Here is a 13,597-nt window from a genome sequence, read left to right as displayed (position 1 = left end):
CCCCCTTTTTTAGCTTTAATTTCGGCAGCTGATACTTGTTAAACAATATTTAATCTTTTTGACTCTACCTCTTAAAATAAAAAACCATGAAGAAAACAGCCGGGTTCATCCCGCCATTAACCTTCATGGTTAAAATTTATTTATCAAGTTTTAATAATATTTCAAAAAGTTAAATCTCAATATTTATTGCATTTCTCTGCTTCTGCAGAGTACTTTATGCTTTAAGAATAAACCATTCAACCATCCCTGTCAAGGTCAGAATTATTGTGAAAGGTTAGTAGATTTTGGGCGTTTTTCACGTTTTTCAATTCCTCAGCCGTCGTTTAATCCATTATGTTGACTATGTTCTCAATATGTTGATATAATATGGGTATAAATATTGATACAAGGGGGCATTTAAATATGCCGAATATTAGACCGATTTCTGACCTAAGAAATAACGCCAATGACATTTCAGAATTTTGCCATACATCACGAGAACCGGTTTTTATTACAAAAAACGGTGTCGGTGATATGGTTGTGATGAGTATTGAAACCTACGAGAGGCAGCAAGCACGCATAAACCTGTATATTAAACTTGCCGAGGCAGAAGAAGAAATTGCAAACGGTGCAGAGGGTGAAGATTTTTTGGAGTTTGCAAAACAGTTGAGGAACAGCGTGCATGGGCAAGTATAAAATCAGAATATATTCACATGCCAAAACGGACTTAAATGATATTGTCAGCTACCTCAATACAATGTCACCACAGGCTGCAATCAGATACTATGACTTGATTGTTGAAAAAATCGGTAGTCTCTCTGAAATGCCCGGACGATGTCCATTTGTACGAGATATCGTTCTGAAGGCTAAAGGCTACCGATACTTGATTGTAGAGAACTATATCGTGTTCTTTGTTATTAAGTCTGATACAGTATAAATCCGCCGCATCATTTATGGCAGGCGCAATTATAAATGGTTGCTAGGGTAACACGGTAACACCAGGACCGTCCCCGCGTTATTTTCTCTTCGCATTATTTTAATATTGGTCAAAGTCAGGTGTCGTATTCTCCAGCCCTTCGAATTGCATGTGGTAATACCTGGAATAGATGCCGTTTTCGAAGATAAGCTCCCGGTGGGTTCCCCTCTCCTTGATTCCCTCGTCGGTGATGACAATGATTTCATCTGCGTTCCTGATGGTACTTAAACGATGGGCGATAACAATGGTCGTCCTGCCGGAGGATAGTTTCTCCAAGGATTTCTGGATGTAGCGTTCGCTTTCATTATCCAGGGCTGAAGTTGCCTCATCTAAGATCAGGATAGGCGGGTTCTTCAAAAAGACCCGGGCGATAGCTAGTCTTTGCTTCTGCCCGCCTGAAAGACGTGCTCCCCGTTCCCCGACGAAGGTCTCATAACCTTCCTCCAGGGACATGATGAAATCATGAATATTGGCATTACGGGCAGCCTCCATAATCTCTTCATCGGTTGCTCCCCTTTTGCCAAAAGCGATATTTTCTTTGATCGTCCCGCTGAACATATAGATATCCTGTTGGACGATACCAATAGCACAGCGCAGGGATTTCAGAGTCAGATCCCGGATATCCTGGCCGTCAATGGTAATCGAACCGGCTGTCACATCATAGAAACGAGGCAGGAGAGAGCAAAGGGTTGTCTTGCCGCCGCCGGATGGCCCCACCAGAGCGATATTTTTCCCGGCGGGAATCCGGATGCTGACATCATGCAGGACATCATCTTCATTGTTATAGCGGAAAGAAACATTATGAAATTCAATCTCCCCTCGGACCTCATCCAAGGGAACAGCATCGGGTTTATCAACGATTTCAGGCTGAGTTTCCAGGATGTCTGTAAGCCGCTTAAAACCGGAAAATCCTTTTTGGAACTGTTCGGTAAAGTTAATCAAGACCTCCAGGGGATTGACATAGATATTAATATACAGGATATAAATGACCAGTTCGGTAACGCGCAGTGTCCCTTCTGCAATAAAATAACCCCCCGAGACAATGACGACAATATATAACAAACCTGTAAACAGGGAATTCCAGGCATGATAACCCCCCATCATCTTATAGCTTCTCGTTTTGGATGCGAGGAAATCTTGATTACTTTTGCGAAATTTTCCTCTTTCTACTTCTTCATTGGCAAAGGATTTGACTACCCGGATCCCGGCCAAACTATCCTGCAGGCTGGCATTGACCTTGGCAATTTTAACCCGGTTATCCATAAATACCGCTTTCATTCTGAAGTTGCGTTCAATGCTGAAACCAACCATAATCAAGGTGACCAGGAAAAGCAGCAATGTCATTTCCACATTGATCATCAGCAGCAGGATAAAAGAACCGGCAATCTTAAGCACGGAGATAAAGATATTTTCCGGACCGTGATGAGCAAGCTCAGTGACATCAAACAAATCGTTCACCAGCCGGGACATCATCTCCCCCGTATTATTTTTATCATAATAAGAAAAGGAAAGCCGCTGATAATGATCGAACAAATCCAAGCGCATATCCGCTTCCATCCTGGCTCCCATGATGTGCCCCCAGGACGTAATGAAATACTGACAGAAATATTTTAGAATATAGAGTGCCAACAGCACCAGACCCGCATACCCGATGTTGCTGAGAATTATATCCCGGCTCTGAGTAAAGACATTCTTGCTTAGGAAATTAAGCACTTGAGGAAACGCCAAATCAACGGCGGATACCAGCACTGCACAGAACATATCAGCAAAAAACAGCAAACGGTATGGTTTATAATAAGAGATGAATCTTTTTAGGATCGTCATAAGCCGGCACACTCCAATAATCATGATCAGCCTTTTAGGGTTGAGATCAGATGCCTTAACATAAGACTGTATTATATCCTATCATGCCGGAAAATGTCTGTTCTTGTCAAGTGCTCCATACCCTTAAAAATAAAACGACCCACCCTGGGACACATTGTTAAGAGGTGTGGGCGGGATCTGTTAATATTATTATATTCAAAAGCAACCTGGGGTGCAATACTTTTAGCCAAGTTGATCTATTGTGTAGATTGTTGATGATCTTTTTTATACAAAGCGTAGGTAATACCATCGGTCAAAGCCTGCCAGCTGGCCTCAATAATATTTTCGTGGACACCCACCGTATTCCAGCTGGATTCCTGATCCATGGTTTCGATTAAGACCCGCACCGTGGCTCCGGTGGCATCCTTTTCATCCAGCACCCGCACCTTATAGTCGGAAAGATGGATGTTTTTGATGTCCGGATAAAACTCTTCCAGTGCTTTTCTTAAGGCATTATCCAGAGCATTGACAGGACCGTTCCCTTCAGCAGCTGTATGCACCGTTTCTGTTCCTACCTTCAGCTTAATCATAGCTTCGGAAGTTATGCCCATGTTTTCCCTTTTTTCCATAATCACCTTTAATGATTCCAGCTGAAAATAATCCTGATATTGATTCAATGCTTTTCTTAATAAAAGCTCTAAAGAAGCCTCTGCCCCTTCGTACTGGAAACCTTTGTGTTCCAATTCCTTAATGCGTTTGATAATTTCCCTGCTTTCCGGTGTTTCCAGGGGCAATTCAATATTCAGTTCCTGCGCCTTATATTTTAGATTGCTGACACCGGATAATTCAGATACCAGTACCCGGCGTTTGTTACCCACCAATTGAGGATCCATATGTTCATACGTAGCTGGATTCTTTGTCACTGCACTGACATGAATCCCACCTTTATGGGCAAAAGCACTCATACCCACGAAGGGCTGTTGGGACTGCTGCGCTACATTGGCCAGCTCACTGACATAGTGGGCGGTCTCAGTCAGTAAGCTTAAGTTATTTTCCGGCAGACAGGAATCACCCATCTTTAATTCCAGGTTGGGGATGATGGAGCAAAGATTGGCATTACCGCATCTTTCCCCCAAGCCATTGATCGTCCCTTGCACCATCTGCGCCCCGCTTGCCACAGCCTGCAAAGAATTAGCCACCGCCAGGTCTCCGTCATTATGGGCGTGGATACCCAGAGGCACCGATACATTTTCCCCTGCCACAGTAACAATTTCCCCAATTTCAGAAGGGAGCATTCCTCCGTTGGTATCACATAAAACCACCCAATCGGCACCGGCGTCCGCTGCAGCCCGAATTGTGGTCAGGGCATACTGAGAATTGCTTTTGTAGCCATCAAAAAAATGTTCCGCATCATAGATTACTTCCCGGCCTGCTGCCTTGAAAAAAGAAACCGTATCTTTGATCATGGCTAAGTTTTCTTCCAGCGTGGTGTTTAAGGCCTGGACAACATGGAGATCCCATGATTTGCCAAAGAGCGTCACCGCCGGGGTGCCCGCCTTTAATAATTCCTGAATATTAATGTCTTCCTCCACTTGGACCCCTGGCCTGCGGGTACTGCTAAAGGCTGTAATTTTTGCTTGCTGCAATGAAAGCTTTTGTACCCGCTGAAAATATTCAATATCCTTGGGATTGGAGCCCGGCCAGCCTCCTTCAATATAGGGAATCCCCAAGGCATCAAGTTTAACCGTGATTTTTAATTTATCTTCCACCGACAAGGAGATTCCTTCCCCTTGGGTGCCATCTCTTAATGTCGTGTCCAAAACGACAATTTTCTCCATGCCGCCCATTCCTCCTCTCTCTTCTCCCGGCCTTAGATTTCAGCTAAAACCAAAGCACCCATCTCTTTAGTGCCCACAACTTTTGTACCCTCCTGGGCTAAATCTCCGGTTCGATACCCTTGTTTTAAAACCTTCGCCACCGCATTTTTGATTTTTCCCGCACCTTGAAGTTCTTTAAAACTATACTCCAGCATCATGGCGGCAGAGAGAATCGTTGCCAAAGGATTGGCTCTGTCCATACCTGCGATATCAGGGGCCGAACCATGGGAAGGTTCATAGAGACCAACTTTGCCCCCAATACTGGCTGACGGCAGCATACCGATGGAACCGGAAATCATCGAGGCCTGATCTGTCAGGATATCACCAAAGGTATTCTCCGTCACAATAACATCAAATTGCTTCGGGGCGCGCACCAATTGCATGGCGCAATTATCCACATACATATGCTCGACTTCCACATCAGGATACTCCTGGGCCAGACGAGTCACCGTTTCCCGCCACAACCGGCCGCTTTCCAAAACATTAGCCTTATCCACCGAGGTAAGCTTTTTTCTTCTGTTTTGAGCGTTTTCAAAAGCCAGGCGGGCAATGCGTTCAATTTCCTCAGTGGTATAGACCAGGGTATCTACCGCTCTTTCACCGATAGCTGTTTTTTCCCGTTTCTTTTCTCCGAAATAGAGGCCACCGGTCAATTCCCGAATCACGACCATGTCGGTTCCTGTGACCACTTCTTCTTTTAAAGTAGAAGCGGAAACCAGTTCGTCATATAAAATCACCGGTCGGATATTGGCGAAAAGTGCCAGCTCTTTTCTTAGAGGCAGAAGCGCTCCTACCTCCGGCCTCAAATGGGTGGGAATATGATCCCACTTCGGGCCGCCAATAGCGCCTAAGAGCACAGCATCACTTTTCTTACAAAGATCCAGGGTTTCTTTAGGCAAAGGAACGCCCGTTTCATCAATGGCAGCACCGCCAATTAAAGCCTCCTGAAATGTAAATCCCAGGTCCAACTGTGTGCCCACCTTTTTCAGTATTTCCACGGCTGGAGGAACAATTTCCACGCCGATCCCGTCTCCCGGCAATACGGCAATCTGATACTTACGCATGATTTTCTTTCTTCCTTTCTTTGACATAGGCCATCAGTCCGCCGGCTGCGATCAGCTTTTGCATAAACTCGGGGAACGGCTGAGCCTGAAATTCAGCACCGGTAGTGATATTCTTAATCACACCGGTATCCGTATTGATCTCGACGATATCGCCTTCTTTAATACCAGCGGCTGCTTCCGGGGATTCCAGAATGGGCAGGCCGATATTAATGGCATTGCGATTAAAAATTCGTGCAAAGGTGGGGGCGATAACAGCAGCAACTCCGGCTGCTTTGATGGCAATGGGGGCATGTTCCCGGGAACTGCCGCAGCCAAAATTTTTGTCGGCGACAATGATATCCCCCTGGCCGACCTTTTGCGGAAATTGGGGATCCGCATCTTCCATCACGTGTTTGGCCAATTCCTCAGGTACAGAGGTATTCATATAACGGGCAGGTATAATTGCATCCGTATCTACATTTGCGCCAAATCTCCATACTTTACCTTTGATGATCATTTACATTACCTCCTGAGGATGAGCAATACGCCCCATAATAGCAGAAGCAGCAGCTACTGCCGGATTGGACAGATAAACTTCACTTTCCGGATGACCCATACGGCCGACAAAGTTTCTGTTGGTGGTGGCAAGAGCACGTTCCCCTTTGGCCAGGATTCCCATGTGTCCTCCCAGACAAGGTCCGCAGGTGGGGGTACTCACCGCCGCCTGGGCATCGATAAAGATATCCATTAAACCTTCTTTCATGGCCTGACGATAAATTTCCTGGGTGCCGGGAATGATGATGCAGCGCACATCCGGATGAACCTTTTTCCCTTCCAGTAGGGATGCAGCCACCCTTAAATCTTCCAAGCGTCCGTTGGTACAGGATCCGATGACCACTTGATTTAACCAGACCTCACCAGCATCAGTAACATTACGGGCATTCTCCGGCAAATGGGGAAATGCCACTTGGGGCTGGATATCTTTTACCTGGTATTCTAACACCTGAGTATATTCGGCATCGGGATCACTTTGATAAACTTTAAATTCTCTCGTCGCCCGGCCTCTTACGTAAGCCAGAGTGGTTTCATCCGGGGCGATAATGCCGTTCTTACCGCCGGCTTCAATGGCCATATTGCACATGGAGAAACGGCTGTCCATGCTTAAGGCACCGATCCCGTCCCCGGTAAATTCCATGGCTTGGTAGAGGGCGCCATCCACACCAATTTGTCCGATGGCATAAAGGATTAAATCTTTGCCGCTCACCCAGGGATTAAAATCTGTGCCCTTAAAGACAAACTTGATAGAAGAAGGAACCTTAAACCAGGCTTCTCCCGTGGCCATACCTGCCGCCATATCGGTGCTCCCTACTCCCGTGGCAAAAGCGCCCAAGGCGCCGTAGGTACAGGTATGAGAATCGGCCCCGATAATGACATCTCCCGGTAAGACCAAACCTGCTTCCGGCAGCAGACAATGCTCTACCCCCATGCGCCCGATTTCAAAATAATTGGTGATCTCATGATTTTGAGCAAATTCTCTCAGAGTTTTGGACAGTTCTGCCGATTTAATATCCTTATTGGGGGTAAAATGATCCGGTACCAACATAATACGATCCCGATCAAAAACTTCCTGAAAGCCTAATTTATTAAATTCATTGATGGCCACAGGGCCGGTTACATCATTACCCAGCACCACATCTAAGCGGGCATTGATAAACTGACCCGGCGTGACCTTCTCTTCTCCCGCGTGCGCGGCGAGAATTTTTTCTGTGATTGTCATTCCCATAATTCAAACCTCCGTTTTTTTTGACTAGCCAACCAATCCGGCATTGACCTGATTTTCATAAATAATCTTGTTGATGGCATTAAGATAAGCCAAGGCCGAGGCCTCTAAGATGTCGGTGCTGATACCATGTCCGGAAAAAACCCGATGGTTGTATTCCACCAGCACTGAAACCTCTCCGATGGCGTCTATTCCGCCGGTGACGGCGTTAATGGAATATTGTTGTAATTTGGCTTCGATTCCGGTAACCCTTTCCAAACTCCTAAAGGCGGCATTAATAGGACCGTCTCCGCAGGACGCTTCTTCCACCACCTCGTCCTCGCTGACCACCCGCACAGTAGCGGTAGGTGTCACCCCGGTGCCACTGCAGATGTGAAGATATTCCAAAGTCCATTTTTCCGGGATTTTACGAATCTCGTTTTCTACCAAAGCCTCCAAATCTGCATCAGTAATCTGCTTCTTTTTATCCGCTAAATCTTTGAACTGCTTAAAAGCCTTATCTATCTCTTCATCAGTGAGCTGATAACCTAATTCCTCCAAACGCTGTTTAAAACCATGGCGTCCTGAATGCTTGCCAAAAACCAGATTGCTCTGAACGATACCCAACATTTGGGGATTCATAATTTCATAAGTAGTCCGTTCCTTAATCACCCCGTCCTGATGAATGCCGGACTCATGGGCAAAGGCATTCTTGCCCACAATGGCCTTGTTGGGCTGCACTGCAATCCCGGTGAGGTTGGAAACTAAACGGCTCGTGCGATAGATTTCCTGATAATTGATGCCGGTTTCGTAACCAAAGGAATCCCGTCTCGTATACAAGCTCATCACAATCTCCTCTAAAGAGGCATTTCCGGCCCGTTCTCCTAAACCGTTTACGGCGCATTCCACTTGGCGGGCTCCGTTTCTGACGGCTGCTAAAGAGTTAGCCACAGCCAAACCCAGGTCATTATGACAATGCACTGAAATCACTGCTTGATCAATATTAGGCACCTTATCATTAATATCGGCAATAAATTTGCCATATTCTTCCGGCGTGGCATAACCTACCGTATCAGGCACGTTGACCGTAGTCGCTCCGGCAGCAATGGCCGTTTCCAGCACCTGACACAAAAAGTCCAGGTCACTGCGGAAAGCATCCTCCGCCGAAAATTCCACATCGGAAGTATATCCTTTCGCCCGCTTAACTCCTGTTTCTACCATGGCCAAAACTTCTGCCCGGGTTTTATTCAACTTATGCTTCAGATGTATGTCTGAAGTAGCTACAAAGGTATGAATCCGGGGACGTTCCGCATACTGCACGGCTTCCCAGGCCCGGTCAATATCTCCGGCACCGATTCTGGCCAAGGCGCAGATCACAGGCCCTTTTACATTCTTGGCAATGGTCTTTACCGCCTCAAAATCCCCGGGGGAAGCAATGGGGAAGCCTGCTTCAATCACATCCACCCCTAACTTTGCCAATTGCATGGCAATGTCCAATTTCTCTTTTGCATTTAAACTAATCCCCGGAGACTGTTCTCCATCACGTAAAGTCGTATCAAAAATTATAACTCTGTTGTTCATGAATTTCCTCCTTTTCCCAGAACCATTTCATCCAGTCCTTTTCCTGCCAGTACATTAGGATTCACATACTCCTCATGTCGAATCTCACATTCCACGATGGTCAATTCATCCTGAGCAAGGGCTTGTTGTAATACCTGATCGATCTCCCTGGGATGACTGATCCGATATCCTTTGATGCCATAGGCTTCGGCTAATTTAACGAAATCCGGACTTCCCGTAATATCCACCGCCATCTGACGCCGGTCGCAATAAAAATGCTGCAGCTGGCGTACCAGCCCTAAGCAATGATTATTAAAAAGAAGAATGATAATGGGTAAACCCTGTTCCCGGGCGGTAGCCAATTCACTCATGCTCATTTGAAAGCTGCCATCCCCGGTAACACAGACAACTCGCGCTTCAGGTTTGGCCATTTGCACGCCAATCGCTGCGGGAAAGCCGTAACCCATGGTACCTAATCCGCCGGAAGTAATAAAGCTTTTAGGGTGCTTTAAACGGATCAGCTGAGCGGCAAACATCTGATGCTGCCCCACATCGGTAGTTACGATCATGTCACCCGAGGTTAATTGATTTAGTCTTTGCAGCACCATGGGAGTTGTTAATTGCTCTTCATCTGCCAGGTACAAAGGAGGATCTTCCGTCTTCCACTGACGGATCTTATCAAACCATTCCTGATGCTGTACCGGTTCTAACCGTTCAATGATGGACTGGAGTACCAGTTTAACATGACCCACAATAGGTATATTTACCCGGACATTCTTCCCGATTTCCGCCGGGTCAATATCAATATGAATAATTTTCGCATGGGGGGCAAATTTCCCGACTGCTCCCGTTAGCCGGTCATCAAAACGCATGCCCACGGTAACTAGCAAGTCACACTCCATAATGGCCTTGTTCGCCGATGGATGACCATGCATACCCGGCATGCCTAAATATAAATCATGGACAGTAGGAATGGAACCCAAGCCCATTAAGGTGGTCATCACGGGAGCCTGAATCATTTCTGCCAGCTGCACCAATTCCTCTGCCGCATTAGCCAGGATCACCCCGCCTCCGGCAGCAAGCACAGGTCTTTTGGCTGCTATCATCATTTGAGCCGCCGTCTTTACCTGAGCGCTATGACCCTGCATCGTTGGCTTATAACCGGGCAGGTTAACTTTATCCGGTACTTTTCCTTTACAGATCTCCTCTGCCACATCTCTGGGCACGTCGATAAGTACCGGTCCCGGACGTCCTGTCGAAGCGATATGAAAAGCTTCTTTTATAATGCGGGGGATATCATCGGCTTTCTGTACCAAATAGCTGTGTTTGGTAATGGGATGAGTAATGCCGGTAATATCTACCTCCTGAAAAGCATCTGTTCCTACCATGGAACGGGCTACCTGACCGGTAATCGCCACCAGGGGAGTGGAATCCATATAAGCATTGGCCAGCCCCGTCACCAAATTGGTCGCACCGGGACCGGAAGTAGCCATACAGACTCCTGTTTTACCGCCCACCCGGGCATACCCGCTGGCGGCATGAACGCCCCCTTGTTCCTGACGCACCAGGACGTGTTTAATTTTTGAATTTCTTAAAGCATCATATACAGGCAGAATGGCTCCCCCGGGGTAACCAAACACAATACTGACCCCTTCCGATACCAGCCCTTGCACCAATGCTTCCGCACCTGTTATTGTCAATTTGGTCCCCTCCCTTATTCTACCTTCGATTTTACCCCCCGCACCATGGCTACTTTGCCGCAGCGCACCATTTCCTTAATGCCAAAAGGTTTCAGGGATGCTTCAATTGCGGATATTTTCCCTTGATCACCGGTGGCTTCAACCACCAAAGACTTCGCTCCCAGATCCACAATGCGCGCCCGGAAAATATCCACAATCTGCATGATTTCTCCTCGCTGTGAGAGTTCGGCATGTACTTTGATTAAAACCAGTTCTCGGTCAATATATTCTTCTTTGGTAATGTCGCTCACTTTAATGACTTCAATCAGCTTATGGAGCTGTTTCGCAACCTGTTCAATAACATGAGCATCCCCCTCCACCACAATGGTCATCCGGGAGATTTTTGGATTTTCTGTAGTTCCCACAGTTAAGCTTTCAATATTATAACCCCTGCGGCTGAACATTCCAGCTACCCGGGTCAAAACCCCAGCCTGGTTTTCTACCATCACAGACAGTACATGTCGCATGATCATCCCCCCTATCGTTTATCAAATTCCAAGACTCCCACTTCTATAAGTGGGAGCTCCTATTTTCACTTCAGGTGGGGTAGATTCCCCATCTGAAGCCCCGATGTTCAGCTTTAGCTGAACGAGTTCACTGATACCGCAAACTGTCCCAGCATCACATATTTCCTCGGTTTATCCTGATCCTAAATACAGGTTCCAAAAATGCTAACGCACAATCACAGCTCCTGTAGCGGCTGAAGTCACACGCTGGCTATATTTTGCCAGATATCCGGTGGTAATCTTCGGTTCAGGTTTGACCCAGGCCGATCTTCTTTTTTCAATAATTGCTTCATCTAAAACAAGCTCCAGTTTGCCGCCGGGAATATCAATGCGAATAAGATCGCCCTCTTCTACCAGGCCAATCAAACCGCCCTCGGCCGCCTCCGGAGATACATGTCCGATGGCAGCACCCCGGGTTGCTCCGGAAAACCGTCCATCGGTGATCAAAGCCACCGCTGCACCCAACCCCATCCCCTGGATGGCGGAAGTAGGCGCCAGCATTTCCCTCATGCCGGGGCCCCCTTTGGGGCCCTCATAACGAATCACAATCACATCTCCCGGGTTAATTTTGCCCCCATAGATGGCTTTTGATGCTTCTTCTTCGCTGTTAAAAACCCGGGCTGGTCCCTGATGCTGCATCATTTCCGGCGCCACCGCCGCTTTTTTGACCACGGCACCATCCGGAGCCAGATTTCCTCTTAAAACAGCCAGACCCCCTTTATCGCTGTAAGCTGTTTCCTTACTATGAATCACATCCGGGTTTAAAATCTTTTTCCCTTTAATGTTTTCTCCCATGGTTTTTCCGGTCACGGTGGGTACATCCGTATGAATCAGGCCATGGGAAGCCAGTTCCGCAAGGAGCGCGGGCAATCCCCCGGCCTCATGTAAATCCTGGATATGATGGAATCCGGCGGGAGCCAGTTTACATAAATGGGGTGTTCGTTCACTGATCTCATTGACCAGATCTAAATTTAATTTCACGCCGGCTTCATAGGCAATAGCCGGTAAATGCAAAATGGTATTGGTGGAACAGCCTAGGGCCATATCTACGGTCAGGGCATTATGAAAACCTTTGTCCGTCATCATTTGAGCAGGTTTAAGATCCATCTCCAGCAACTCCATTATCCTCATGCCCGCTTGTTTTGCCAGACGAATACGTGCCGACTGTACAGCCGGAATGGTACCGTTACCCGGTAGTCCCATCCCCAGCACTTCCGTAAGACAGTTCATGGAATTGGCGGTAAACATTCCGGAACAGGAACCGCAGCCCGGGCAGCAATTGTTTTCGATTTCCTCCAGTTCCTCATCAGTCATCTTACCGGCCCGGACAGCCCCTACAGCTTCAAAAGCTGAATTTAAGTCCAGCTCTTTGCCGCGAAGACGTCCGGTCATCATCGGTCCGCCGCTGACAAAGATGGAGGGGATATTGATCCGGGCGGCAGCCATTAGCATCCCCGGAACCACCTTATCGCAATTGGGGATAAAAACCAAGGCATCAAAAGCATGAGCTAAAGCCATAACCTCGATGGAATCCGCAATCAGTTCCCGGCTGGCCAAGGAGTATTTCATACCTTGATGGCCCATGGCAATGCCATCGCACACAGCAATTGCGGGAAATTCCAGAGGTGTTCCTCCAGCGATTCGCACACCGGTTTTCACCGCCTCGGAAATATTGCGCAAATGCATATGTCCCGGTACCACTTCATTAAAAGAATTCACCACTCCGATCATGGGACGGTTCATTTCTTCATTTGTTAATCCCAAAGCTTTTAAGAGAGAGCGATGGGGGGATTTTTCCAAACCTGTTTTCATTTGATCACTTCTCATGATTTTCACCCCTGCATTTTCTATGATTTTAATTTTAAAAATTTTTTAAAGATTTAAAAAAACCCTTTCGTACGACAGGCAAAGATCAGTCTGTCAGGGACGAAAGGGATTTCCGCGGTACCACCCTGCTTGCTGCATATTTTATATGCAGCCGCTTGTTGTGTTAAACAAAGAAGATAACGGTCTTCGCCGGCCCCTTTCTACTCAAATTAAAATTCTTTCAAGGGGGCAACTCTTCAGTGAGGTTACAAGATTGGCCGAAACCGGTTCTCAGCATCTCCGGCTCTCTGAATCCGCCCAAATCAGGCAACATGTCTGCGTCATCGTTTTTATAAGGCTATTAGCAATAATTAAACTTAAGTATATAAAAGAGAAAGAAATGTGTCAAGAGGAAAAATTTCGCGGCACAAGACTGCCCTCATTTAAAAATAATTTGCAGGAACTTTATTTTTCTGTAACAAATCATCTTTTTCAATCGTCTCTATAATATTAGGAAAGAAAATAATGCTAAACTTATACTAAAATTAA

The 13,597-nt window shown here is 46.7% G+C and carries 11 protein-coding genes and 1 other annotated feature; of the genes, 2 read left to right on the top strand and 9 right to left on the bottom strand.

Translation table 11 applies throughout. The features are described 5' to 3' along the window. The first annotated feature begins 402 nt into the window (after nt 1-402). Nucleotides 403-675 carry a type II toxin-antitoxin system Phd/YefM family antitoxin gene (locus CEQ75_RS07930; RefSeq protein WP_089609854.1) on the top strand — a complete coding sequence of 91 codons (273 nt, stop codon included), beginning with the start codon at nt 403-405 and terminating at the stop codon, nt 673-675. After that, nucleotides 662-916, top strand: a complete 255-nt coding sequence (locus tag CEQ75_RS07925; protein WP_089609853.1) for a type II toxin-antitoxin system RelE/ParE family toxin — start codon at nt 662-664, stop codon at nt 914-916. The genes CEQ75_RS07930 and CEQ75_RS07925 overlap by 14 nt, the downstream gene beginning before the upstream one ends. A 99-nt stretch (nt 917-1,015) precedes the next feature. Here the strand turns inward: CEQ75_RS07925 and CEQ75_RS07920 are convergent, their stop codons facing one another. The 9 genes from CEQ75_RS07920 to ilvD form a co-directional block, all read right to left on the bottom strand. Next, a complete protein-coding gene (locus CEQ75_RS07920) occupies nt 1,016-2,779 on the bottom strand; it encodes an ABC transporter ATP-binding protein (protein ID WP_089609852.1) in 1,764 nt (587 codons plus the stop codon). 236 nt (nt 2,780-3,015) lie between these two features. Continuing rightward, nucleotides 3,016-4,596, bottom strand: coding sequence for a citramalate synthase (gene cimA, locus CEQ75_RS07915; RefSeq protein WP_089609851.1), 1,581 nt, complete (start codon nt 4,594-4,596; stop codon nt 3,016-3,018). Between the two features lie 32 nt (nt 4,597-4,628). After that, nucleotides 4,629-5,699 (bottom strand): 3-isopropylmalate dehydrogenase, encoded by a 1,071-nt coding sequence (gene leuB / locus CEQ75_RS07910; RefSeq protein WP_089609850.1) that lies wholly within the window; start codon nt 5,697-5,699, stop codon nt 4,629-4,631. Further along, nucleotides 5,692-6,195 carry a 3-isopropylmalate dehydratase small subunit gene (gene leuD, locus CEQ75_RS07905; RefSeq protein ID WP_089609849.1) on the bottom strand — a complete coding sequence of 168 codons (504 nt, stop codon included), beginning with the start codon at nt 6,193-6,195 and terminating at the stop codon, nt 5,692-5,694. The genes leuB and leuD overlap by 8 nt, the downstream gene beginning before the upstream one ends. After that, complete coding sequence (gene leuC, locus CEQ75_RS07900; protein ID WP_089609848.1) at nt 6,196-7,461, bottom strand: 3-isopropylmalate dehydratase large subunit; 1,266 nt, start codon at nt 7,459-7,461, stop codon at nt 6,196-6,198. Between the two features lie 24 nt (nt 7,462-7,485). Beyond that, entirely contained in the window at nt 7,486-9,018 is a 1,533-nt protein-coding gene (locus CEQ75_RS07895) for a 2-isopropylmalate synthase (protein ID WP_089609847.1), read from the bottom strand. Continuing rightward, nucleotides 9,015-10,697 carry a biosynthetic-type acetolactate synthase large subunit gene (ilvB, locus tag CEQ75_RS07890; RefSeq protein WP_089609846.1) on the bottom strand — a complete coding sequence of 561 codons (1,683 nt, stop codon included), beginning with the start codon at nt 10,695-10,697 and terminating at the stop codon, nt 9,015-9,017. Before ilvB ends, CEQ75_RS07895 begins: the two co-directional genes overlap by 4 nt. Nucleotides 10,698-10,711: 14 nt before the next feature. Next, complete coding sequence (gene ilvN, locus CEQ75_RS07885; protein ID WP_089609845.1) at nt 10,712-11,203, bottom strand: acetolactate synthase small subunit; 492 nt, start codon at nt 11,201-11,203, stop codon at nt 10,712-10,714. Between the two features lie 204 nt (nt 11,204-11,407). Then, complete coding sequence (gene ilvD, locus CEQ75_RS07880) at nt 11,408-13,069, bottom strand: dihydroxy-acid dehydratase (RefSeq protein WP_089609844.1); 1,662 nt, start codon at nt 13,067-13,069, stop codon at nt 11,408-11,410. 92 nt (nt 13,070-13,161) lie between these two features. Then, nucleotides 13,162-13,402: a binding site (T-box leader), on the bottom strand. Between the last annotated feature and the right edge of the window lie 195 nt (nt 13,403-13,597).

This window comes from Dehalobacterium formicoaceticum, assembly GCF_002224645.1.
Lineage (GTDB): Bacteria > Bacillota > Dehalobacteriia > Dehalobacteriales > Dehalobacteriaceae > Dehalobacterium > Dehalobacterium formicoaceticum.
Note: the sequence above shows the minus strand (reverse complement) of the source record. Positions and strands in the feature narration are given on the sequence as shown.